Genomic DNA, 24,517 nt, shown 5'->3' on the forward strand with positions numbered 1-24,517 from the left:
GGAGATAATGCCCAAGACTGAGCCGCAGAAAATTGATGATGTCACGAGTGTTGATTATCCAAAATTATACATACGCCTTCCATAAATTTGGGCATACTCAAACAAAGCAGCGGCCATCCCGGATTTCCAATCGAGAGGAAGCTGCCCAGAGAAAAAACGGCGAACGAACGAAATGAAGGAAAGAGAGACGTTCGTCTGTTTTTTGGTTTGATCATACAGCCATCGCAGCAACACATACGCGATGAACGCCGCAAACAGTTGGTTGTATACCGCATTTTCCGTCGTGCCAAACAAGGTCGGGACATTCAGATATTGCTTCACCCAACGGAAAAAGACCTCAACAGTCCAACGTTGTTGGTACATGTCGGCAATGGTTTCCGCAGACGCATGGAAGAGGTTCGTCACGACCCGAATGTCGCGGCCATTCGCATCTCGAAAGATCACCACCCGGTGACGCTTGGTGGAGCGGCATTGTTTCGTCCCCAACTGGCACGTGAAGTCGGCTTGAACCGATGAGGATGTGCTGGAAAGGCGTTTCAAGCTTTTTTTCTGATGAAGTTCGATGTTGTCCTTCATCCGAATGACAAAGAGCTGATGCTGCTCCACAAATCGATCGAGGCGTTCGATTTTGAAATACGCCCGGTCTTCCACCAGCACTTGTTGAGCGTTCGTCAACTGTTCTCCCACCGGGCCATCATGACGCAGTCCGATGGTTTCCACCACGTCTGCCGGCAACGAGGATTCCGGCGAATACGCGACGTGCAGCTTCACTCCGGCGCGTTCGCCGTGATACGGCGCCCATGGCAGGCGGTTTTTCCCGACCGTGACGGTCGTCGAATCCACCACCCGAAGCGGTTTGGGAAACCGAAGCGAACGGCGGGTTTGGCGGTTGCACTTGGAAATGATCAACGCCAACAAGCGTTTCATGATGTCATAGGGAACTTCTTTCGCTTTCTTGGATACAGTTGAATAATGGAATCGCGGCAATCCATACAGAGGCCCCACATCGGCTCCGTGGCGAAAGCTTTTCCATTGATGCATGGCGGCCAGCAGGAAGAAGTGAATCAACTCGCGCAACGTAAAGGTTCGAGACGAATCACGATACCCAACCGCTTCGGCAATCAGTTGAATCTCTTCATCCGAAACAAGTTTTTGCATCAAATTCGGGAGTGTGGTATGCTTGTTCATAGAGAGCACCTCCTGGGTTTGTTTGTGTCGCTACTCACATTCTACAGGAAAGGTGCTCTTTTTTCTATACCCTTTGGATTTTATTGGATAATCAACACGCCTGAAGTATAATTATATTGCTTTTTATATTGAAAGTAGCGCAGAGTATATAGATATAGTTAATGAACAAGGAATCAAGATCCTAGAAAGTGAAGAAGTAGGGGATATTCGCAAATGGTAAGTGCAATCCTAAACAATTGATAGATGAATTTTTTCTGACTTTGGACAGACTGATCCCGTAAATCAATCGGTAACGTCAAGAATTTTGTGTAATGTAAAATAGATAGGGTATCTCTGAAATGGATTCGGAATAGATGGGAGCTGTTTCTTTCCCACAGGAGACCGAATATTCAGTCTCCTGTGGGAAAGGGAGAATCCCCTTACCTCATTGATTTACATTATTTGGTTAATTGTAACGTTCTTCAAACATTCGCTGGAGAGCTTCATGTGCTTCAGCAAATCCTTGCAACGTTCGTCCTGCCCATTTCTCGTTAAAATCTTGAATGGTCAAATACACGACTTTTTCCGCGGCTTCTAAACTGCTCAAACTGTTCATCGGCTTGAGACGTTTCCGAATCTCCTTGATCATTCGTTCGATGGCATTCGTCGTGTAAATCACACTTCGAATACTGTTTGGATAATTCGTAGTAGAATATTCAAACAGATTTTTACCTTATCCGTTTGATAGAACAAGGGATTTTACCTTCAGCTTGGTTTAGCCAAAGCAGATTCTCAATATAACCGAAAAGGGCGGTGATTTCGTACAAAATACGGCGATTCCATCTATTTCTCAGTTAGAAAAGCTTGGCGAAATCAGCCTTCTTTTTTGCCGACATGCTGCTGATTTGCTCGTGGCAGCCGTTTTTCACCGGCCTTCTAAAGCCCTGCGGTAATATGTCAAGGTGAAAAATCATCGAAATGGGAAATTCGATGGTCCGATGATCGGGAAAAAGGGAATTAGTCGATCACTCGTTCTGAACAACAATACGTCTTGCTGCACCCTTTGAAGAGGGGATGTGCTGCTTCCTTCTAAGGAGCTGATCGAAGTGTGCTTGAAAAATTATATTTTCGCATTCATGATGATCAAAAAAGGTGAATTCGGGGTATGAAGCAGCGAAATCGGTATTCTGTTTTCGATCACATCTTTGCAATAACCGTTGTGTCCTTTATGTGCTTAGCGATTGTCTCATTGCCATTCCTACTTTTTTATTCAGTTATGCATCTTATTTCGTTGACAAACGATGTCCGTATTAATTCGTCTGGAACCTTTTCGTCCATCAAAATTATCCTGAAATTTTTCCTAACTGTTTTAGTGATAACAGGGGTGGTAGATACGATTTTTTCTCTCATCTTGAAACGCACAAAAGGAATTGTAGGTTTTCTTTCTGAAACGTTTCTGATGTTAGCCTTTTTTTATCTTTATGTGTTGATGTATTCTCTTGTGTCTAATGAAATTGTCATGACGGATCAAGGGCGTCTTTATCTTTCTTTCTTTTTATTCCTTATGTATTTGTCTACCCATGTAGTATATGCTGGTTTAAAACGAATATATAAATCAATGGTTAGAAAGTAATTGTATTGATCTTAATTCTCCGTATCGCATTGGAATAAGTTTCCTGAATAACGAACGATGAAGTCATTGGCAACACCGGCCGACGGTATTGGAAAGCAGAAGACTATTATTTGCAAACCGAAGAGCCGATCAAGCAGGCAGATGTTGTCTTCGATATGACCTCATGATGGGAGTCTTTGATATGGTTTATTCCTTTGCCAGGACAGCGATGAAGAATGGCTGCTTTTTGCCGTCTCCATTTTTGCACCGAAGCATTCCTCCGTGCAGGGGGGATGCTTTTTATTATGTTTAACAATAACAATATCATTAAAATCAATAATTATTTATTGAAAAACGATAAAGCGACGATTACAATAAAAGCAAAAGCGAATCAGTGAGGTGCTTGCGGTGAAACGAGAAACGCTTTTTTTGAAGGTGGCCTTGGTGTTGATCGGCCTTCCGGTTCTGGCGTTGTGCTTGTTTTTGGTGCCGGCGCTTGCGAAGGTGGCGGTTAAGCTGGTGCCAACGTTCCCTTGGATCAAGTATTTCGTTTATCTTGTGTTCGAGGTGTCCGCGCTGCCGTTTTATTTTGCGCTCTATCAGGCGTTTCGGCTGTTGACGTATATTGATCAAAACAGCGCGTTCTCTGAGCGGTCGGTCGAGGCGTTAAAGAAGATCAAATGTTGCGCTGTTGTCATCTGCGGGCTCCATCTGCTCGCTTTGCCGCTGTTTTATCTTTTTGCCGAAAAGGACGATGCTCCGGGGGTCATTTTCGTCGGGCTGCTGGTGCCGTTTGCGTCGCTCGTGATCGCTGTCTTTGCCGCTGTGCTGCAAAAGCTGCTGCAACAAGCCGTTGACATCAAACAAGAAAACGAGTTGACGATTTGAGGTGGATGACATGCCGATCATCGTGAATCTTGATGTCATGTTGGCGAAGCGGAAGATGAGCGTCACGGAGCTGTCGGAGAAAGTAGGGATTACGATGGCGAATTTGTCGATCTTGAAAAACGGAAAGGCGAAGGCGATCCGCTTTTCGACGTTGGAAGCCATTTGCAAGGCGCTCGATTGCCAGCCCGGGGACATTTTGGAGTACCGAAGCGATGAAGGGGAATCGCATTCGTAAGCGGGGGAGGGGACGGCTTGAAAGGGGAGAAATACGCGGCAGCGGCGGGGGAATGCCCGCCTTGCTGGCTGGTTGCGGTTCGGAGGTGTCTCTGTTCTGGAAAAGCGCGGCTCAGCAAAGCGTTTGTGCAGCTTGTTCGCTTCGGTTGGGCGCAGGCGTTGTCCTGCGTGTTTCCGGTCGTTATTTTTGCTTCATTGGCGCTAACGAAGCTCGTGCCGCTTCCTTTGTTGCCGCGGTATGACTGGCTGCTTGTCATTTGCCTTCTCATGCAATGGTGGATGGTGCGCTCCGGGCTGGAAACGCGCGATGAGCTCAAAGTCATTACTGTCTTTCACTTGATTGGGCTTGCATTAGAGCTGTTTAAGGTGCAGATGGGTTCATGGTCATATCCGGAAGAGGGGTATACGAAACTGTTTGGCGTGCCGCTGTACAGCGGCTTTATGTATGCGAGCGTCGCGAGCTATCTTTGCCAGGCGTGGAGACGGCTGAAGGTGGAGCTCGTGCGCTGGCCGCCGTTTTGGCTGGTCGTTCCGTTGGCGGCGGCGATTTACGTGAACTTTTTTACCCACCATTATTGGATCGATGTTCGTTGGTGGTTGGCAGGCCTTGTGATTCTCGTTTTTTGGCGGTCGTGGGTCGCGTATGAGGTCGGGGGAATTCGGTATCGGATGCCGCTTGTTCTGTCCTTTTTGCTGATCGGTTTTTTCATTTGGGTCGCGGAAAACATCGCCACCTTTTTCGGGGCGTGGCAATATCCAAACCAAGCAAGGGCGTGGAGCCTCGTTCATGTCGGGAAAGTCAGCTCGTGGGTGTTGTTGGTCATTGTCAGTTTTCTCATCGTCGCGACGTTAAAGCAAGTGAAGGGCGGTGGAAAGGAAAAAACAGGCGGGACGTCCGCGGACGTAGCCCAAGCCGGGGCGGGCCGAGCAGAGGCCGCCCGCTGTTGAGGCGGCCTAGCTCTGGTTATCCGAGATGCGCCTTGATTTCTTCAATTTGGGCAAGGTGGCGTTGTTCATGGTAGCCGACAAATTCCACCCATTGTTTTAAGCTTAGGGGGCCGAAAACCGGATGCGGGAACGATTTGGCTTCCAGATCAGCCGGGTCGGCTTGCTCGACGATGTGACGCAGCCGCTGCCGCGATTGATGCAATTTTTCCTCCAATTCCCCCCACGTGAAACGCCGGTCGCTCGGACGGGCGAAATCGGGCGCCTCCACTTTTTTGGAACGGTCAAGGGTGAGGTGGATCGGCTTTTCGCTGACGGGCTGGTTTGCGCCGTGCGTCAATGTCTGGGCGATCATGGCGGCGATCGATGTCTCGATAAGGTACAAATGTTCGAGCACTTGGGCGATCGTCCAACTCCCTTCAGCTACCCGGGTGTTGAGTTGTTCGTCCGACAGAGCGGCCACGCTTTCAAGCAGCTGTCGGCGCACTTGTTCCTGATGATCCATGATTTTCCCTCGCTTCGGTCTGGATTTGACTTCATCGTACTATAAAGAAAGCGAGCCGTAAAGCCGTTTTGTGTTCGCTGTGATGACCGTTTTCACGCGCCCAATCTCTTCGCCGTAATGCGCCGCTACGGTGCGGACAGAGTCAAATAAAAACAGCGGCGTCGTCGGCTTTCCGTGAAACGGACCGGCAAACGGCCATGGGCCGTCCGTTTCGAGAAGCAGCTGCTCGAGCGGGATGAGGGGCAATAGCGCTTGGTCGCGCTCGCGGTAGCACACCTCGGGAGTGACGGAAATGTAGTAGCCGCACCGGACGATGCGTTGCACCGTCTTTGCGCTTGCCTTCAGCCAATGGAAATGGGCGTTCCGGACGCCAGCTTGCTGCACGATGGCCAAGGCGGTTTCGGCTCGGTCGTAGACGGCGTGAAGGACGAGCGGCAAAGAGGTATCGACGGCGATGGCGGCGATTTGCGCCAGCAAGTCGCAATAGCGAGGCAATTGGGCCGCTGCTTCGGCTGAGTAGTACGGCAGCCCGACTTCACCAATGGCGGACAAAAGCGGCCGCGCTTGCTTGATGAGTGATGTCCATTCATTCCAATCGGCCGCGTTGGGCAGCGGCTGTTCCGGATGAAAGCCGATGGCAGCGTAGACGAAAGACGGAAACCGTTGCTTGAGCTCCAGCGTTCGGTAGCTGGAGCTTAAGTCAGTGGAGACGGCGACGACGCCGGTTATGCCTGCCTCTTGCCAACGCTTGATTTGTTCGTCTACCCGGACGTATTGGTCGAGATGAAGATGGGCATCGATCATCGGCGCGACCTCCCCTGTCGCCGCAGCGTCCTAGAAGGCTGGTGAAAAACATTGGTTTCCTTTGGTCGATGAAAAAAAGTGTGCACTGTTGCAAGGCTTTTCTATTTGAAAAACGATGCTGGGAGGCGGTTGCGCGAGTAAATCACCGCCCCTCTAGCGGCTTCTTCTTTATTCTTTGTCGATTTGATATTTGCGGATGCGGTATTGCAAGTTTTGTCGGCTTAGGCCAAGCGCTTTGGCGGTTTTGGTGATGTTGAAACCGTGATGCTGCAGCGCCTTGCGAATGTAGTAAATTTCGACCTCTTCCATGTATTGGTCAAGCGGCAAAATATCATCCGTATCGAATAGAAAATCGGTCTTGGCCTCGTCAGGGGTAAGCTTGGCCCGGAAATACGCCGGCAGATGGGCGAGTGTGATCACCGTGTCTTGTTCCATCGTTTCCATCGTTTCGAAGACGACGGCCTCTAGTTCGCGCACATTGCCCGGCCAGCGGTAAGCGAGAAACGCCTCTTGCACATCCTCATCGAGCCCTTCCACCGTCAACCCATAGCGTTCGTTGCCTTGGCGGATGAAATGAGCGGCCAACGGCAAAATGTCCTCCCTTCTCTCGCGCAGCGGGGGCAACACGATGCAATGGACGGCGAGCTGGTAGTAAAGCGGCTTCAGCAGTTCCCCCGTTTGCACGGCGTCAATGGGGTCGCCGCTTGTCGAAGTGATGAGGCGGACATCGGCCCGAACAGGTTCATGGCCTTGGGCGCGGACAAACTGTTTTTCTTGCAGGAAACGGGCGAGTTTTTGTTGGAGCGGCAGACTTAACGAGTCAATGTCGTCAAGCAGGACGGTGCCGCCGTTCGCCTGTTCGAACAAGCCGGGCTGAATCTCGCCGTTTGCTTCGCTGCCAAACAGCATCGTTTCCAACCAGTCGTCGGGGAGCGACAAACACGTTTGCGCCAAAAACGGTTTGGCGCGCCGCTCGCTTTCATAGTGAATGCAAGAGGCGAGCAAATCTTTTCCCGTTCCTTTTTCGCCGATGAGCAGCACAGGTGCGTCAGAGCGGGCGGCATGGCGGGCTAGGCGGACCGCCGTTTGCATCGCCTCGCTTTGGCCGATGATGTCAGCCAGCGTCCGTCCCGGTTCGCTGCGCTGGTACTGCTCGGCGATCAGTTTGCGAAACTTTGTGACATCTTTGGCGATTTCCACTGCCCCGATGATGCGCCCGTCTTTCCGCAAAGGGTATGTTTGATTGACCGTTGTCACGGCTTGTCCTTTGTTATTGAAATAGGTTTGCTGCTTGTTTCGAATGCTTTCGCCGGTGCGCAGCGCTTCAAGCAAGGTGCTCGGCTGCTCCGGATGAAAGCGGAAGACGTCTAAAATGTTTTTATCGAGCACATCTTCCACATCCATGCCCTCGATTTCTCGCATTTTTCGATTGTAAATGACCGTTTTTCCATGCTGATCGACAGCGTGGATGCCAAGGTCGATCATTTCGAGAATTTGCTCGTACATCGATAAAAGCGTTTCCATCTCCCGGTTCACGATCAGCACCTCTCTTTTCCTTGTATTATAGCATAAGCCATTGCGAAAAAGGCGAATCTTCGATACGGAAGGAGCAATGAGAAAAAATTTTTTGCTAAATATATTGAAAATAGAAAAAAGAATCAACATAATAGAGATAGAAATCAAGTTTAATTGAAAAAAATTTTTGCTTGATGATGAGCGCCGCTTGTTCGATGAAAATGTAAGCGGTTCCGATTCGATCTGTTAAGGAAGGAGAGTGTGGGGAATGCCACCAGTACAAGAATTAAAGCGAGAATTAAAAAGCAGGCACTTGTTTATGATTGCCCTCGGCGGGGTGATCGGCACGGGTTTGTTTTTAGGATCAGGATATACGATTCATGAGGCAGGGCCAGGGGGAGCGGTGGCCGCTTACTTATTCGGCGGTCTCGTCATGTATTTGACGATGCTTTCGCTAGGAGAATTGGCTGTGAGAATCCCCGATGCCGGGTCGTATCAGACGTATGCGACGAAATTCATCTCGCCGGCTGCCGGTTACTGCATCGGCTGGCTGTCTTGGCTCAATTGGTCGGTGACGGTCGGCATCGAGCTGCTCACGGTCAGCATTTTGATGAAGCGATGGTTTCCTGATGTGCCGACATGGGTGTTTTGTGCGGTCTTTGCCTTGTTGTTGTTTTTGATCAACGCCTTGTCTGTCAAAGGGTTTGCCGAGGTCGAGTTTTGGTTTTCCAGCGTGAAAGTGCTGACGGTGATCGCCTTTATTGTGCTTGGATTGGCGGCGATGTTTGGCGTCATCCAGATGAAAAACGGGCAGCCTGCTCCGTTTTTCACGAACTATACGGATCATGGCGGTTTGTTTCCAAAAGGGTTTTGGGCGATTTTTTCAACCATGATATTGGTTAACTTTTCCTTCCAAGGGACGGAACTGGTCGGCGTGGCTGCCGGGGAAAGCCGCGAGCCGGAGAAGACGGTGCCGGTGGCGTTGCGCAATACGGTATGGCGCATTTTGATCTTCTTCATTCTGGCGATTTTTGTGCTGGCCGGTTTGTTTCCGTGGGAGAAAGCGGGTGTGGTGGAAAGCCCATTTGTGGTCGTGTTTGACAACATTGGCATTCCGTATGCGGCCGATATCATGAATTTTGTCATCATTACGGCGGTGCTGTCGGTGGCCAATTCAGGATTGTACGCAACGTCGCGCGTGCTTTGGTCGATGTCGCGCCAAGGAATGGTGACGCCGTTTTTCAGCAAACTGTCGAAGCGCGGCGTGCCGATTAACGCGCTGATCGCCAGCATTGCCATCGGATGTTTGTCGCTTTTATGCAGCATTTACGCGGAAGATACAGTGTATGTCTGGTTGACGGCGATCGCTGGGTTTGGCGCGGTGACCGTCTGGGCGTCGATTGCGCTGTCGAGCTATTTGGGACGGAAGGCGTTTTTGCGCGAGGGCGGCGATGTGCGCGATTTGAAGTATCGGACGCCGCTGTATCCATTCGTGCCGCTGGCGGCGTTTGCGTTAAATATGGTGACGATCATCGGATTGGCCTTCATCCCGGATCAGCGGATCGCGCTTTACTGCGGGATTCCGTTTTTGCTCGCTTGTTATGGTTACTACCATCTGGTGGCGAAAAAACGACTTCGGCCTCTGAACGTGGAAAAAGAGGAGCTGACGGTTGCCAAGTAAAAATCATTGAAAAAAGCCATAATCATTTGCATAATATAACTATGAAACCGTTTTATAACGAAAAAATTTTTTGCTTGTTAAAAGGAGGACGACGAAATGGTGCAGCCATACAGACATGAACCGCTCACCGACTTTACTGTGGAAGCGAACCGGGACGCGTTTTTGGCAGCGCTCAAGAAAGTGGAAGGCGAACTCGGGCGCGATTATCCGCTCGTGATCGGCGGCGAGCGCATCATGACCGAGGACAAGATCACGTCGATCAATCCGGCCAATAAGGCGGAGGTGGTCGGCCGGGTGGCGAAAGCGAATCAAGAGCTCGCCGAACGGGCGATGAAAGCTGCCGATGAAACGTTCCGCACGTGGAGCCGGACGAGTCCGGAGGCGCGGGCCGATATTTTGTTCCGGGCGGCGGCGATCGTGCGCCGGCGCAAGCACGAATTTTCCGCCTGGTTGGTGAAAGAAGCCGGAAAACCGTGGCGCGAGGCAGATGCCGATACAGCCGAAGCGATCGACTTTATGGAATATTACGGCCGGCAAATGTTGAAGTTGAAAGACGGCATTCCGGTGGAAAGCCGTCCGGGGGAAACGAACCGCTTTTTCTATATCCCGCTTGGCGTCGGCGTCGTCATTTCACCGTGGAACTTCCCGTTTGCCATTATGGCGGGGACAACGGTCGCTTCGCTTGTGACGGGCAATACGGTGCTGTTGAAACCGGCGAGCGCCACGCCGGTGGTGGCGTATAAATTTGTGGAAGTGTTGGAGGAAGCGGGACTGCCGGCTGGTGTCCTCAACTACATCCCGGGCAGCGGAGCCGAAGTGGGCGACTATTTGGTCGACCATCCGCGCACGCGGTTTATCAGCTTCACCGGCTCGCGCGATGTTGGCATCCGCATTTACGAGCGGGCAGCGAAAGTGCACCCGGGACAAATTTGGCTGAAGCGTGTCATCGCGGAAATGGGCGGCAAAGACGCCATCGTTGTGGACAAGGAAGCCGACCTGGAACTGGCGGCTCAATCGATTGTCGCCTCGGCGTTTGGCTTTTCGGGGCAAAAATGTTCGGCGTGCTCGCGCGCGATCATTGTCGAAGATGTGTATGATCAAGTGTTGAACCGCGTCGTCGAGCTGACAAAGCAGCTCAACGTCGGCGACCCGGCGGAGCAAGCGACGTTTATGGGGCCGGTGATCGACCAAAACGCGTACAACAAAATTATGGAATATATCGAAATCGGAAAACAGGAAGGCCGTCTGATGACTGGCGGAGAAGGAGACGATGCAAAAGGCTTCTTCATCCAGCCGACAGTGTTTGCCGATGTCGATCCGAATGCGCGCATTATGCAGGAAGAAATTTTCGGTCCGGTCGTCGCGTTCGCCAAAGCGCGCGACTTTGACCATGCGCTCGAGATCGCGAACAACACAGAATACGGCCTGACAGGCGCTGTCATTTCGCGCAACCGAGCGAATCTCGAAAAAGCGCGGCAGGAGTTCCATGTCGGCAACTTGTATTTCAATCGCGGCTGCACGGGTGCGATCGTCGGCTATCAACCGTTTGGCGGCTTCAATATGTCAGGGACGGACTCGAAAGCCGGCGGTCCGGATTACTTAATCCTCCATATGCAAGCGAAAACGGTATCGGAAATGTTTTAAGGCAAAGGGGCTGACCCAACAGGCGATCTCCCCTCAAGAAAGACACAACATATCGTGTGGCAGGGAAGCGGCTGGTGCTTATATAGCGATGAGAGAGGGTGTCCCAGTCCTTTTGGGACACCCCCTTTTGCAACGCAACGAAGAAAACGGAAAGGAGCGGTGAAGATGGCAACCAAATCGGAACAGCTCATTGCGAAGACGGAACAATACGGGGCGCGCAACTACCATCCCCTGCCGATCGTCATCTCGGAAGCGGAAGGAGTATGGGTGAAAGACCCGGAAGGCAACCGCTATATGGATATGTTAAGCGCTTATTCGGCGGTGAACCAAGGCCATCGCCATCCGAAAATTATTGCGGCGCTGAAAAAGCAGGCGGATCGTGTCACGCTCACGTCGCGCGCGTTCCATAACGACCAGCTCGGTCCGTGGTACGAGAAAGTATGCCGATTGACAAAAAAAGAAATGGTGCTGCCGATGAACACGGGCGCCGAAGCGGTGGAAACGGCGCTCAAAGCGGCGCGCCGCTGGGCGTATGACGTCAAAGGCGTCCCGGACAACCAAGCCGAAATCATCGTTTGTGAAGGAAACTTCCACGGCCGGACGCTTGCCGCCGTGTCGCTGTCGTCCGAACCGGCTTATAAACGCGGGTTTGGGCCGCTGTTGCCGGGCGTGAAAATCATCCCGTACGGCGATATCGAAGCCCTGAAAGCCGCGATCACACCGAATACAGCGGCGTTTCTTGTCGAGCCGATCCAAGGCGAAGCGGGCATCCGCATCCCGCCGCAAGGATTTTTAAAAGCGGCGTATGACGTATGCAAAGCGAACAACGTCTTGTTCATCGCGGACGAAATTCAAACCGGACTCGGCCGGACCGGGAAGTTGTTTGCCTGCGACTGGGAAGAGGTTGTGCCGGATATGTATATTTTAGGAAAAGCGTTGGGCGGAGGGGTGTTCCCGATTTCGTGCGTCGTCGCCAACCGCGATATTTTGTCGGTATTTGAACCCGGCTCGCACGGCTCGACGTTCGGCGGCAACCCGCTCGCTTGCGCGGTGTCGATCGCGGCGCTCGAGGTGATTGAAGAAGAGCGTCTAGCGGAGCGTTCGCTTGAACTTGGCGAATACTTCCTTTCGAAACTAAAACAAATTCGAAGCGAGGATATTAAAGAAATTCGCGGCCGCGGCTTGTTTATCGGCGTTGAGCTGCATGGCCCAGCTCGTCCGTACTGTGAGGCGCTGAAAGAGCAAGGCTTGCTTTGCAAGGAAACACACGAGACGGTCATTCGCTTCGCGCCGCCGCTCATCGTGACAAAAGAAGAATTGGACTGGGCGCTTGAGCGGATTGTGAACGTTTTATCCCGGCCGGTTTCCAGTCCAAACGAATGAGAATGCAATGCGAATAGGCTGTCAAGCGAAAGAGGGTTGCGAATCTCGTTCAACAAGAGAGCATATCGCTTGAATGGAATGCGAATAGGCTGTGAAGCGAAAGAGGGAGCTGATTCAAACGCCCGCCCAATAAAGTGTGGGGCTGGAATCAGCTCCTGTTATTTTTGCGGTCACCGCGCATTTTCTGCTAAGATAGGAGAAAGGATGGTACGGATGGAGCATACCCATCATACAGAGACGAAGAGTGAGTGAATGGAGGAAGGAACCGTGCAGGCATGGATCACTGATTTTATGGAGCAATTTGGCTATATCGGCATTTTTTTTATGATCGCACTGGAAAATATCTTTCCGCCGATTCCATCGGAAGTCATTTTGCCGTTTGGCGGGTTTATGACGACATATACCACCTTGACGGTTCCCGGCGTCATTGCGGCAGCGACAGCGGGTTCGGTTGTCGGGGCATTGGTGCTGTACGGCATCGGCCGGCTGTTGTCGGTCGAGCGGCTCGAGCGGATCGTTGACCGTTGGGGCGGATGGTTGCGGGTGAAGCCGGAAGACATCGATAAGGCGAACCGGACGTTTCAGCGCTACGGAGTGTGGGCGGTATTCGTTGGCCGTATGATTCCGCTCGTGCGCAGCTTGATTTCGATTCCCGCCGGCATGGCGAAGATGAATATTTGGTTGTTTTTCTGGCTGTCGGTGTTGGGAACGCTCATTTGGAATACGATTTTAATCTCGATCGGGGCGGCGCTCGGTGAGTCGTGGGGGAAAGTATCGGAAGTGATTGGGATGTACGCTGAAGTGGTGTATATCCTTATTGCTGCGGTTATTGTGGTTGGAGCGATCCGCGTTTGGAAGCGGCGCCAGGCTTCTTAATTCCGACATCGTAAAAAATGGTTTGGTCAAAAAGGGCTGCCCCAAGGCTGTTTTTTCGTCTTGGAGCAGCCCTTCTCGCAAACGGAAAACTTCCCGCTCCCACGTGAAACGGGAGTAGAGGCGAACGGGCTTTGTTGCCTGTGAGCTTTTTCATGGTCGTTAAAAGGTTCCGCGCTTCCATAACAAATAAATGAAGTATGGTGCACCGATGATTGACGCCACCACTCCTGCCGGAAGCGGTTCGGCGAGAACGTTGCGCCCGATCGTATCAGCGGCAAGCAGCAGCCAACCGCCGATGAGCATCGCTGCCGGAATGGCCCGCTCATGGCGCGGGCCGACGATCATTTTGGCGATATGCGGCGCCATTAAGCCGATAAAGGGGATGCCCCCGGTTACAGCGACGGCCGCTGCCGCAACGGCAACGGCGGTTGTCATCAGCACGAGCCGCTCGCGGCGAACATGGACGCCGACCCCGATGGCGACCGGATCGCCTAAATGCAAAAGGTTTAGCCGTTTCGCCCGATACAGGCCGATCAACGCACCGATGACAAGCCACGGCAGTATCGCCCAAATAAACGGCCAATCATCGCCCCAAATGTTGCCGTAAAGCCATCTGGCGATAAAGTCGACTTTCGTTCGGTCCGCGGCGGAAATGAGGACAATCATGAGCCCGGAGAGCGCCATCGAAAATCCGACCCCGGTCAAGATGAACGATACCGGCTGCAGCCCGGTTGTTTGATTGTAAGAAACGGCGTAAATGGCCGCTGCCGTCAACAGCGCTCCGACGAAGGCGACGAGCGGCAGCGCGTAAAGAAACGTCCCGGCTTCAATCGGGAAAAATAAAAAGAATATAGCGACGCCCGCGCCGGCTCCGGCGTTGATGCCCAATATGCCTGGGTCGGCGAGCTCATTTCGGGTGATGCCTTGCAGCATCGCTCCCGATAGGGCGAGCGCCATCCCGGCGAGCAACGTAATCACGATACGCGGCAGGCGGAGAGAAAACAAAATAAACGCTTCTTGCATCGAGCCGTAGCCAAACAGCGTCGGCACGATGCGTTCGTACGAGAGCGGCGCTTCGCCGGTGCCCAACGCGATGGCGGCTGTTGCGGCAATAAGCAACAAAAGCACGCCTAACACTGCTGTGATGCGCATTCTCATTCAAAGCCCCTCCCTTTTTTCCGCACGACAAACAGGAAAAACGGCAAGCCGATCACCGCAACGATGGCTGCCACCGGCGTTTCGAACGGGGCGTTGATCGTACGGGCCGCCGTATCGGCGACGACCATGCCGGCCGCGCCGACCGTGGCCGACAGCGGGATGATGAATCGGTAATCGGCGCCGGCGATCGCGCGCACAAGATGAGGGATCATCAAGCCGATGAAGGTGATGTTGCCGGCGATGGCGACCGACGCTCCTGTCAATAAAAAGACAGACAAAAACAGCCATGCTTTGACAATCGCTGTGTTTTGCCCGACGCCGACGGCAACGTCTTCGCTCAAGCTAAGAATCGTCAGCTGCCGCGAATACCGTACGGCAATGGCGAGCCCGATCACGATGAGCGGAATGATGACTGACAGCTGTTTCCACGACGTTCCGGCTACCCCGCCCGATGTCCACATCGAAACGTCTTTGGAAATATGAAAATAAAGGCCTACCCCTTCAGCGACGGCAAACAAAAGCGCTGAGATTGCCGAACCGGCTAAGACGATGCGCAATGGTGAAAAGCCGCCTTTGCGAGCGGCGCCGATGCCAAAGACCATCCCTGCTCCCACAGCCGCCCCAAGCAAACAGGCGATGGTGATTGAGAGATAATGGGCGGAAGGAAAACAGGCCATCGTTATGGCCAACGCTGCGTTCGCTCCAGCGGTTAAGCCAAGCAGTCCCGGGTCAGCGAGCGGGTTGCGTGTCATTCCTTGCATGATCGCTCCAGCGACGGCGAGTCCGGCGCCGACAAAGGCCGCCGCCGTTTCCCGCGGCAAACGGAGCTCGCGAATCACGTCAAGCTGTTTGCCTTGTTCGTTGGAGAAGAGCGCCCGCCATACGTCGCTCCACGCGGTATCAGCGACACCGATCGCCATCGAGCTGAACCACACGGCCAGCAGCAGGACAAGTGAGAAGGGAAACGTATAACGAAACGGCCAGCGTCGGCGGTTGGCTTCCATCGGCGGATTCCTCCTTTTCACAAGAAAGGACGGGACATTCACTGCGTGTGAACGCCCGTCTCATCCGTTATTGGCCCAAAAAATGTTTTTTAAAGAAATCGAGCTGGTAGTCTAACGTAATTGGGTCATTGAAATAAAACGCCTTGGCATCAGCGACGAACATACGGCCGTTTTTAACAGCAGGGATGTTTTTAAACGTGTTCGTTTCCATAAACGAGGTGTCGCCATCGCTGTTTTTGCTTAGGATAAGGTAGTCGCCGACGAACTGCGGCAGCGCTTCAAGGGAAACGGCGTAATAGCCCGGTTTCAGCGCCTGCTCTTCGACAGCTTTTGGCATTTTCAGCTTCATTTCTTGATACAAAATTTCCGTACCGCGCGCCCAATTGTTGCCGAACACATACAGCTGCTTATCAAAGTTTTCCGCTACAGTGACGGTCGCGTTTTCGCCGATTTTCGCCCGGATGTCTTCCCCGGCTTGTTGTGCCCGTTGTTTGAAGTCGTCAATCCACGCTTTCGCTTCTTTTTCTTTATTTAACAGTTTGCCGATTTCCAAAAACTGTGTCAAGTAGTCGACTTTTCCGTATGTAAACGTGACAGTTGGAGCGATTTTGCTTAATTTGTCAACGTTTTTTGTATTCGATAATCCGATAATTAAATCCGGTTTTAATGCCACAATTTTTTCAATGTCTTCGTCTGTCACCACTTGTGCGTCTTTCAGTTTATCCTGAAAGAGCGGGCTCATTTTTGACCACGAATCCACACCGACAATGGGAACGCCTAAGGCAAGCACATGGCCGGCAAACGTCGATAAGACGACGACTCGTTTCGGATCAGCCGGCACTTTCACCGGTCCGTTTTCCGACTGGTACGTAATCGTTTCCGGCTTTTTTTCCTTTGGTGAAGCGCTGTTGTTCTTGTTGTCGCCCGCTGTGTTGCCGCAGGCGCTTAACAGGAGTGTAAAAAGAAGCAACAAGGAAAGCCACGTTTTTCTCATGATGAATAAACCCCTTTCAGCAAATGATACGTAAAACAAACCGGCTTGTTCGTCCGCGGGTCGCGGCCGATGTCAGCGTCAATGCCAAACACGTCGCGAAGCACATCGCGGCAAATGACGTCTTCGCTCGGCCCCGCTTTGACGATTTGGCCCGCTTTCATAGCGATCACATAGTCGGCAAACCGCGCCGCCTGGTTAATGTCATGGAGCACCATCACAATTGTCCGCCCTTCTTCTTTGTTCAGCCGTTCAAGCAGCTCGAGCACCTCGAGCTGATGGGCGATGTCCAAATACGTCGTCGGTTCGTCCAAAAAGATGATGTCCGTCTCTTGAGCGAGCGCCATGGCGATCCAGACGCGCTGCCGCTGTCCGCCGGAGAGGGCGTCAACTGGCCGATGTTTCAACTCGGCTGTTTTTGTCACGGCAAGCGCCCAGTCGATCGCCTCGTAATCTTGTTTCGTTAGGCGGCCCCATCCTCTTTGATAAGGAAAGCGGCCGTATGAGACGAGCTCACCGACGGTCAATCCGCTTGTCGCTTCCGGCGTCTGCGGCAAAATGGCCATTTTTTTCGCCAGCTCTTTCGTTGGCTGTTGTGAAATCGCTCGGCCATCTAACATCACCGCCCCGGATTGCGGGGAAATGATGCGCGTCAGCGTTTTGAGCAGCGTCGACTTGCCGCACCCGTTCGGACCGATAATGGCGGTGATGTGCCGGTCGGGAATGCGGACGGACAAGCGTTCAAAAATCGTCCGGTCATCGTAGCGGACGGTCAGTCCGTCAGCGTATAGGCGGACCATGCGGCCACCTCCTTTTGAACTAGGAAAATGAGAATCAATATCATTAACAAGCTCTATTATAGCGAATTCATGCGCAAGAAGACAATACATTTTTGTGAATCAACGATGAATTTTCGCGGCGAACGTCTATGAGGCTGGTGATTTAATCCTAGGAGGCGGGTGATTTAGTGCAAAAACGACTGATTCCACTCATTTCTCAATTAGAAAAACCTTGCAGGATCCGCTTCTCTTCTGAATGAAAATGCCGCCGATCGGGAGGTGACAGCGGTTTTTCACCAGCCTTCTAGATCCGGGTTTGCAATGTTATTTCTCAATTCGAAAAAACCTTGTTGCATCCGTCCTGCTTTTCACACGTTCTCCCATTGAAGAAGGGAATCAACAGTTTTTCACCAGCCTCCTAGAAGGCCGGTGAATTAATGGGGCATAGACTTCCCTCATGTCGAATTTTGGAGACCATTCTCCCCGCCATTTGGCGCCAAAGGACGGGAGGACGAGCAGGACTTCCTGCTCCAACTTCCATTTTTGCGCACGCCAAAGAGCCGGTCTCCCCTCGTTTTTTTCGAAACCGGCACAATCGCTTCAGATTTTGCACGACGGCGGTCAACAGCGCCTGTTCTTCCATGGCGTAAAGGCCTCGGCTTCGGGCCCGGTCCAGCCCATGACATTCCTTCCCTTCGGCAAACACATGCTCACAACGCGTGCGAAGGGCTTGAATGGATCGATAACCGCCCTGTTGCTGAATGAGCCTCGCTTGGTTGCGAATCTGAACTTCCCGGACTTTCGCCTGGCGTTGTGCTTCCTGAGCGGGATCCTTCGCCCGGCGCTTCCAGGTTGGAATTTCTTCCATCTCCTTGCGGCGCAGCGACACGAGCGGCGTGATGCCTTGGACGAAGAGCTCTTTCAAATACTCCGTGGTGCCATACGCTTTGTCTGCGGACAAGGTTCGAATCGTGATCGACGGGTGGCGAAACCGAATGGAAGCCAGCTGCTCCAAACTCGTCTCCCGCTCCGCCGTTCCGGTGGCGAGGCTGGCTCGTCTGGACAAAATCACGCGCGACTGGACGTCGATGACGTCGTGCACCAGATACCGAGGATACGCTTCCTGTCCTTTGCCTTTCTTGTACAACCGGGCATCCGGATCCGTCACGCTTCGATGGGTTTGGTTGGAAAACGTAGTTCCACGGAAGTTTCCTCGTTCTCCGGCATGGACGCGTTCCCCTGATGGGGGAGACGGAGAAGGCGGGTCGTCATCGGGATCCCGGTCCGCCTCCGGGGACTCGGCCTGTTCATCTTCCCGGGCGGTGCGGGCGAGGTAGTCCTCCAACGGTTCCACCGGAGCGAGCTTGACTTCCCGCAAGCTGTGGATCGAAGCATTCGCCCGCACTTGAGTGCCATCGGCCGCCGCATGCACATCCGGCGAGACCAGCCCTGCCGCGATGCACTGATCCACCACGTAGGTCATCAGCCGATCAAAGATTCCGTGTTGGCGCCAGCGCTTCCGTGTTTTGACGAGCGTCGTTCGATCCGGCAGTGTGGGGTGATGAGGATCCGGATGGAGCACGGATTCAAAGTCGAGACCGCAAAACCACAAGTATCCGGCATGCATGGGGAGGATCTCATACAACTCCCGCTCGGAGTGGTCGAACAAATACGATAGCAGCATCAGGCGAAGCAGCCGTTCCGGATCCGCCGCCGGACGACCCGTTTTTTCCGTGTACAGGGGAGCCACCCAATCGTGAATGACGGAAAAGTCAACTGCTTCGTTGATTTGGCGCAGGATATGATGTGGGGGAACCAGTTCCTCCATGTCGATGACTTGAAACAGACGAGGCTGAGTCGAAGGATGTTTGGGGGCTTTCATGATCTGCTCACGCTCCATTCAAAGATTCTTCTTCCTTTTTCGACATAAGCCCCCTACATCCCTGCCTTGGCGTGTACTTTTTCACCGGCCTTCTAGAGCTACGGTTTCAACGTGTTGCCGGCGGTTCCAAGCTCGCTGCTTTTTTGACTGCAAACCTACCAAGCGATGATGCAGAACGTTGTGTGTCTGCTCGGCGCAAATAGTTGTTCTGGCAAAAGAAAGCAGGTAACATAAATAGGGAGAGATATTTTTTGAATTATACAAATTATTTGTGTTTTGGGAGGGGAAGAAGATGAATTTCACGCTGCCAGCCGAGATTGAATGGTTAAAAGAAAACGTCCGTAAGTTTGTGAGCGAAGTCGTCGAACCGGTGGCGATGGATATTGAGGAAAATGATCAGATTCCGCGGGATATCGTTGAAAAATCGAAAGAAATGGGGTTGTTTGGATTAAGCATTCCGGAAGAGTACGGCGGCCTCGGCTTGTCGATGGTCGGCAAATGCGCCATTTACGAAGAGCTCGGCAAAACGCATAACGGCTATACGACGTTAATCGGCGCCCATACCGGCATCGGTACGGTCGGCATCGTCGAGCTCGGCACGGAAGAACAAAAGCAGCGTTATTTGCCAAAGATGGCGGCGGGCGAATGGATCGGCGCTTTTGCTCTCACAGAGCCGAGCGCCGGATCAAACGCTGCCGCTTTGAAAACAACCGCCGTCCGCAAAGGCGACCGCTACATCATCAACGGCTCGAAACATTACATCACGAACGCCATTGACGCCCACGTGTTTACGGTGATGGCGGTCACCGATCCGTCCAAAGGCCCGAAAGGCATCACGTCGTTTATCGTAGAAAAAGATTTTCCCGGCTTTATCATCGGAAAAGTCGAGCGGAAAATGGGGTTGCGCGGGTCGCATTCGGCTGAGCTGTTTTTTGACAACTTGGAAGTGCCGGTCGAGAACGTGCTCGGGAAAGAAGGGGAAGGATATGTCAACGCCTTGAAAATTTTAGCGAACGGCCGCGTTGGTCTCGCCGCGCGCAACCTCGGCTCGTGCATCCGCCTGCTCGAATATTGCATGGAATACGCCGAACAGCGTGAACAGTTCGGGAAGCCGATCATCGAGCAGCAAGCGATCCAACATATGTTGGCGGAAATGAGCATGTTAATCGAAGTGCTCCGTTCAACCGTCTACCGCGTCGCCTGGATGGTCGACCAAAAGATGCGCGTCGTTAAAGAAGCGGCTATCGCGAAGCTGTTCGGCTCGGAAGTGTACAACAAGATCGCCGATATGGCCGTGCAGATTCATGGCGGCCTTGGCTACATGAAAGACTATCCGATCGAACGCTACTTCCGCGATGCCCGCATCACGAAAATTTACGAAGGCACTTCGGAAATCCAGCGCAACATCATTGCGAGTGAATTGCGGAAAGAATACGGAAAAGCGCGGGTGTAACTGAAACGCCGTCTGCTGACAGCAGGCGGCGTTTTTGCGCAGCGATTGTCGGAAAATGTCATCCGTTTTTTGTTGACGGAAGGAGGAAAAGGTTGCTAGAATGAGAGAAAATGAATGATTATTCATAATACTTCGGTCATTTGTGCAATCTTCCTCTTAGATGACGACCTACCTTTCGTAACAAGGCTCTTTTTTGTAAGCCCTTACATAAATGAACTTGCCCCATGATCACCGATCGAGAAGCATCATATCCAGTGAGTTCAAGAAAAAATGGAAAAGGAGTGGTGAGCGTGCGGCGGACTCAACCGTTGGTGACGACGGGCAGCCGCGGGCTGCAGGAGGATTCGTTTCCATTTCGTCTCTACCAAAAAGCTAAGCGGTTGGGGGTGTGGAATCCGGCGGACATTGATTTGACGCAAGATGTGAAAGATTGGGAGACGTTGCCGGATCCGATGAAAGAGGGGATTTTGCGGCTCATTGCCCAGTTTCAGGCGGGCGAAGAGGCGGTGACGCGCGATTTGTTGCCGCTTTTGATGGTCGTCGCCAAAGAGGGGCGGATCGAAGAGGAGATGTACTTAACCACCTTTTTGTTTGAGGAGGCGAAACATACCGAGTTTTTCCGTCTCGTGCTCAATGCGCTCGGCGTCAAAGAAGATTTGTCCCATTACCATTCAGAGACGTACCACACGATTTTTAACGACATTTTGCCGTCGGCGATGGGGAGGCTCGAGCATGACTCATCCCCAGAGGCGGTCGCTGAGGCATCGGTCGTATACAACATGTTTGTGGAAGGCGTATTGGCGGAAACCGGCTATTATGGCTTCTATAAGTCCCTCGAGCAAATGAAAGTCATGCCCGGCTTATTGAAAGGGATCGGCTATTTGAAAAAAGATGAGTCGCGTCATATCGCCTACGGGACGTTTTTGCTGCAGAGGCTTATCAGGGAACATCCGCCTGTTTTGCAAGTGGTGATGAAGAAAATGGAACAGCTCGCCCCGCTTGCCGTGAAACTCAATGAGGAAGCAGTGGCTCGCGATTCGATTTTCGGCCCCGACCACTATGCCGATATCATGAATTTCACCGCCCGCCAACTGGCAACGAGGATGGAAGTGTTGAAAAAAGCGCAGGAGAAGTCGTTTGACGAGCTGTTCGGTCTTGAGGAAAGCGAAAACGTTGGCTAGAAGTTGAGAGTCGAAAACAAGGAAGGGAGAAATCGTCATGACCACCCATGTGCAAGTGCATCATTTTCCGCTCTTCATTGACGGCCAATGGCAGCCGGCAAGCAGTGGGGAAACGTTTAACGTCTACAATCCGGCAACCGGCGAAGCGGTGGCGACCGTCGCGAAGGCGACAGCCGAAGATGTGGATCGGGCGGTGAAGGCGGCGCGCAAGGCGTTTGATGAGACGGATTGGAAGACGATGAAACCGAAAGAACGGGCGCGCGTGCTGAATGCGATCGCTCAGGCCATTGCCGCCAACGCCCAAGAACTCGCTTATTTGGAAGCGATCTCAAGCGGAGGGACGATCCGGCGCATCAGCTCGATTGATATTTTGCAGACGGTTGATTTGTTTCAAACGATGGCGAATATCGTTCAAGAGTACCCCTTTTCGGAAACGCTGCCGATTCCGCCATTTCCCGGACCGGCGCACAATTTTGTTTGGCGCGAGCCGATCGGGGTGTGCGCAGCGATTACGCCGTGGAATTTGCCGCTCATGATCGCATCTTGGAAAATCGCCCCGGCGTTGGCGACGGGCAATACGATAGTTGTCAAGCCGGCAAGCTATACGCCGCTCTCGACGCTCAAGCTGGCAGAAATCATTTCATCGTTCGTGCCTCCTGGGGTCATTAACGTAGTGGCTGGACCGGGCGTGGAAGTCGGGGAGGCGCTTGTTAGCCACCCGGAAGTCGATAAAGTAGCGTTTACGGGTTCGACGGAAGTCGGGCGTCGGATTATGGAACTGGCGGCTGGGACAGTCAAAAACGTGACGCTCGAGCTTGGCGGCAAGTCGCCGAACATTTTGCTTGATGATGCGGATTTAGAGATCGCCATTCCGGGCAGCTTGTTTGGCGTCTTTTTGCACTCCGGCCAGCTGTGCGAATCGGGAACGCGGTTGTTTGTGCCGGATCGGATGCATGATGAAGTCGTCGAACGGCTCGTCGCGCTGACAAAAACGCTGCAAATCGGCCACCCGCTTGACCCGGCGACCGATATCGGCCCGGTCATTTCCGAGCGGCAACAAGAAACGGTGCTATCCTATATTGAAACTGGCAAACAAGAAGGAGCGACGCTTGTCTGCGGCGGTCATGCGGTGGATGTCCCGGGCTGTGAAGGCGGCCATTTTGTCGCGCCGACGATTTTTACAAATGTGAAAAACAGCATGAAAATCGCCCAAGAAGAAATTTTCGGCCCGGTGTTGTCCGTCATTCGCTACCACGACGTCGAGGAGGCGGTGGCGATGGCGAACGATACGATTTACGGGCTGGCGGCCGGCGTTTGGACGCGCGATGTCAACAAGGCGTACGCTATCGCCGGGCGCTTGCGGGCGGGCGTCGTTTGGATCAATGATTGGCACATGCTGCGCAATGACGCGCCGTTTGGCGGATACAAACAAAGCGGCATCGGACGCGAGATGGGCAAATATTCACTTGACGCCTACACGCAGCTGAAACATGTGCATACGTCGATGGTGCCGGAGCTCGAGAAGCGCAAATGGTATCAAGTGCTGTTTTCGAAGTTGGGCGCAATGAGAAAAGCATAAAAAGGGGGACGGGGAATGACGACGTTAGCGAATTTTTGGCTGCGCACAGCGATTTATACGGGCTCAAATAGCCGGGCACTCGTGCCGGATTTGTTTCGCGGGCTCGGCGCCAAGCGGGTGCTGTTGCTTTCCGACCGCGGGCTTGAGCAGGCCGGCGTCGTTGGGAAGGTGGCCGATCTGTTTCAGCTGACGCCGCACGGGACTGGACCGGAACTGGCTGGCATCTTCCTAGATATCCGCCAAGATGCGGAAAGCGAATGCGTCAATGAGGCCGCGCGCTATGCGCGCGAAGTCGGCGCCGATGCTTTGTTGGCCGTCGGCGGCGGCAGCGTGTTGGATACGGCTAAAGGGGTGAAATACGCCCTGTTCAAAGGGTTGCGCGACATTAAAGAGGCCATTCCCGGCGGGTTGTTGTACGAGTCGTTTCCAAAGGCGCAATTCATGCCGATTCCGCACATCGCCATCCCGACGACCGCCGGCACGGGATCGGAAGTGTCGCCGATTGCGGTCATTTATAATGAAGAGTTGCGGTTGAAAACGAACATCATCCATCCGTTTATTAATGCCGATGTGGCGGTGCTCGACCCGGATTTGACAGTCGGGCTGCCGCCGAAGGTGACGGCGTTCACCGGCATGGATGCGCTCACCCATGCCATTGAGGCGCTTGCCTCGCCGACGGCGACCGCGCTTACGGATGCATGCGCTTTGCAGGCGATTCGCCTAATTCACGATTATTTGCCGCAGGCGGTCCGTGACGGTGGAAACATCCGCGCCCGTTCGGAGATGCTGCAGGCGAGTTTGCTTGGCATCACCGCTTTCAGCTTTGCGTTAAACGCCATCCCGGTGCACAATTTCGCCCATGCGTACGGGGCGATGTTCCGCATTCCGCACGGATTGGCGAATGCGGTCTTTTTGCCGGTCGTGATGGAAGCGATTCCGGAGTTGTATTTGCCAAAAGCGAAGCGGCTGGCTGAAGCGCTCGGCATTCACGATCACGGCCAAGGGGAAGAGGTGCTGCTCGCTAAAGCGATCGAGCGCATTCGCCGCTTGCGCGATGACATTGGCTTGCCCGCGGATTTTGCTGATTATCCGATCACGGACGAACAATTTGCCGCCACCATTCCGGCGGTCGCTGCCGACCCGGCAGCGGTCAGCTTTCCACTGCCTCCTGAACTGATTCGGGCGGTCGGCGAGCGCGTTGTGAAGTTGACAGTGGAAAAAGGATGAAGCAGGAAG

At 53.0% G+C, this 24,517-nt stretch carries 20 protein-coding genes and 1 pseudogene; 11 read left to right on the top strand and 10 right to left on the bottom strand.

Translation table 11 applies throughout. From position 1 onward, the window contains the following. Nucleotides 1–54 precede the first annotated feature (54 nt). Nucleotides 55–1,188, bottom strand: a complete 1,134-nt coding sequence (locus tag GC56T2_RS00985; RefSeq protein WP_015375695.1) for an IS4-like element IS5377 family transposase — start codon at nt 1,186–1,188, stop codon at nt 55–57. Nucleotides 1,189–1,633: 445 nt separating this feature from the next. Continuing rightward, nucleotides 1,634–1,870 (bottom strand): annotated as a pseudogene (locus GC56T2_RS00990) (transposase); the annotation flags it as partial. A gap of 1,317 nt (nt 1,871–3,187) precedes the next feature. Here GC56T2_RS00990 and GC56T2_RS00995 point away from each other — a divergent pair. Genes GC56T2_RS00995 through GC56T2_RS01005 form a run of 3 tightly spaced genes read left to right on the top strand, consistent with a single transcriptional unit; the run spans nt 3,188 to nt 4,849 of the window. Continuing rightward, nucleotides 3,188–3,667, top strand: coding sequence for a DUF2975 domain-containing protein (locus GC56T2_RS00995; protein ID WP_144972417.1), 480 nt, complete (start codon nt 3,188–3,190; stop codon nt 3,665–3,667). Between the two features lie 10 nt (nt 3,668–3,677). After that, on the top strand, nt 3,678–3,902 hold the full coding sequence (locus GC56T2_RS01000; RefSeq protein WP_031406132.1) for a helix-turn-helix domain-containing protein: 225 nt from the start codon (nt 3,678–3,680) through the stop codon (nt 3,900–3,902). Between the two features lie 17 nt (nt 3,903–3,919). Next, a complete protein-coding gene (locus tag GC56T2_RS01005; RefSeq protein ID WP_370454506.1) occupies nt 3,920–4,849 on the top strand; it encodes a DUF817 domain-containing protein in 930 nt (309 codons plus the stop codon). A 16-nt stretch (nt 4,850–4,865) separates the two neighbouring features. On the opposite strand, the gene GC56T2_RS01010 is transcribed toward GC56T2_RS01005, so the two are convergent. The 3 genes from GC56T2_RS01010 to GC56T2_RS01020 all read right to left on the bottom strand — a co-directional run bounded on the left by GC56T2_RS01010 (nt 4,866) and on the right by GC56T2_RS01020 (nt 7,691). Next, the gene (locus GC56T2_RS01010; RefSeq protein WP_144972419.1) at nt 4,866–5,351 is read right to left on the bottom strand and encodes a DinB family protein; all 486 of its coding nucleotides are present in this window, start codon (nt 5,349–5,351) and stop codon (nt 4,866–4,868) included. Between the two features lie 39 nt (nt 5,352–5,390). Continuing rightward, nucleotides 5,391–6,155 (bottom strand): TatD family hydrolase, encoded by a 765-nt coding sequence (locus tag GC56T2_RS01015; RefSeq protein ID WP_144972420.1) that lies wholly within the window; start codon nt 6,153–6,155, stop codon nt 5,391–5,393. Nucleotides 6,156–6,323: 168 nt separating this feature from the next. Next, a complete protein-coding gene (locus tag GC56T2_RS01020; protein ID WP_144976957.1) occupies nt 6,324–7,691 on the bottom strand; it encodes a sigma-54 interaction domain-containing protein in 1,368 nt (455 codons plus the stop codon). Between the two features lie 247 nt (nt 7,692–7,938). On the opposite strand from GC56T2_RS01020, the gene GC56T2_RS01025 reads away from it, so the two are divergent. The 4 genes from GC56T2_RS01025 to GC56T2_RS01040 all read left to right on the top strand — a co-directional run bounded on the left by GC56T2_RS01025 (nt 7,939) and on the right by GC56T2_RS01040 (nt 13,254). Continuing rightward, the gene (locus GC56T2_RS01025; protein WP_144972422.1) at nt 7,939–9,351 is read left to right on the top strand and encodes an amino acid permease; all 1,413 of its coding nucleotides are present in this window, start codon (nt 7,939–7,941) and stop codon (nt 9,349–9,351) included. 96 nt (nt 9,352–9,447) lie between these two features. Next, on the top strand, nt 9,448–10,995 hold the full coding sequence (gene pruA / locus GC56T2_RS01030; RefSeq protein WP_144972424.1) for an L-glutamate gamma-semialdehyde dehydrogenase: 1,548 nt from the start codon (nt 9,448–9,450) through the stop codon (nt 10,993–10,995). 165 nt (nt 10,996–11,160) lie between these two features. Beyond that, nucleotides 11,161–12,378, top strand: a complete 1,218-nt coding sequence (locus GC56T2_RS01035; RefSeq protein ID WP_144972426.1) for an ornithine--oxo-acid transaminase — start codon at nt 11,161–11,163, stop codon at nt 12,376–12,378. A gap of 267 nt (nt 12,379–12,645) precedes the next feature. Beyond that, entirely contained in the window at nt 12,646–13,254 is a 609-nt protein-coding gene (locus tag GC56T2_RS01040) for a DedA family protein (protein ID WP_144976960.1), read from the top strand. Between the two features lie 159 nt (nt 13,255–13,413). Here GC56T2_RS01040 and GC56T2_RS01045 read toward each other — a convergent pair whose 3' ends face one another. From GC56T2_RS01045 to GC56T2_RS01065, 5 genes are all read right to left on the bottom strand, one after another. Continuing rightward, nucleotides 13,414–14,412 carry a FecCD family ABC transporter permease gene (locus GC56T2_RS01045; RefSeq protein WP_144972428.1) on the bottom strand — a complete coding sequence of 333 codons (999 nt, stop codon included), beginning with the start codon at nt 14,410–14,412 and terminating at the stop codon, nt 13,414–13,416. Beyond that, entirely contained in the window at nt 14,409–15,416 is a 1,008-nt protein-coding gene (locus GC56T2_RS01050) for a FecCD family ABC transporter permease (protein ID WP_144972430.1), read from the bottom strand. Before GC56T2_RS01050 ends, GC56T2_RS01045 begins: the two co-directional genes overlap by 4 nt. Before the next feature lie 67 nt (nt 15,417–15,483). Next, nucleotides 15,484–16,410 (bottom strand): iron-hydroxamate ABC transporter substrate-binding protein, encoded by a 927-nt coding sequence (locus GC56T2_RS01055; RefSeq protein WP_144972432.1) that lies wholly within the window; start codon nt 16,408–16,410, stop codon nt 15,484–15,486. Further along, nucleotides 16,407–17,207, bottom strand: coding sequence for an ABC transporter ATP-binding protein (locus tag GC56T2_RS01060; protein WP_144972434.1), 801 nt, complete (start codon nt 17,205–17,207; stop codon nt 16,407–16,409). Before GC56T2_RS01060 ends, GC56T2_RS01055 begins: the two co-directional genes overlap by 4 nt. Before the next feature lie 397 nt (nt 17,208–17,604). Further along, the gene (locus GC56T2_RS01065) at nt 17,605–19,086 is read right to left on the bottom strand and encodes a transposase (protein WP_144972437.1); all 1,482 of its coding nucleotides are present in this window, start codon (nt 19,084–19,086) and stop codon (nt 17,605–17,607) included. Nucleotides 19,087–19,360: 274 nt separating this feature from the next. Between GC56T2_RS01065 and GC56T2_RS01070 the strand changes: the two genes are divergently transcribed. From GC56T2_RS01070 to GC56T2_RS01085, 4 genes are all read left to right on the top strand, one after another. Further along, nucleotides 19,361–20,521, top strand: a complete 1,161-nt coding sequence (locus GC56T2_RS01070) for an acyl-CoA dehydrogenase family protein (protein ID WP_144972439.1) — start codon at nt 19,361–19,363, stop codon at nt 20,519–20,521. Between the two features lie 290 nt (nt 20,522–20,811). Beyond that, on the top strand, nt 20,812–21,702 hold the full coding sequence (locus GC56T2_RS01075) for a R2-like ligand-binding oxidase (protein WP_255515983.1): 891 nt from the start codon (nt 20,812–20,814) through the stop codon (nt 21,700–21,702). Between the two features lie 37 nt (nt 21,703–21,739). Continuing rightward, the gene (locus GC56T2_RS01080; protein ID WP_144972443.1) at nt 21,740–23,281 is read left to right on the top strand and encodes an aldehyde dehydrogenase family protein; all 1,542 of its coding nucleotides are present in this window, start codon (nt 21,740–21,742) and stop codon (nt 23,279–23,281) included. A 15-nt stretch (nt 23,282–23,296) separates the two neighbouring features. Beyond that, nucleotides 23,297–24,508 carry an iron-containing alcohol dehydrogenase gene (locus GC56T2_RS01085; protein ID WP_144972445.1) on the top strand — a complete coding sequence of 404 codons (1,212 nt, stop codon included), beginning with the start codon at nt 23,297–23,299 and terminating at the stop codon, nt 24,506–24,508. Nucleotides 24,509–24,517 lie beyond the last annotated feature (9 nt).

This window comes from Geobacillus sp. C56-T2, from assembly GCF_007829715.1.
Classification (GTDB): Bacteria; Bacillota; Bacilli; order Bacillales; family Anoxybacillaceae; genus Geobacillus; species Geobacillus icigianus.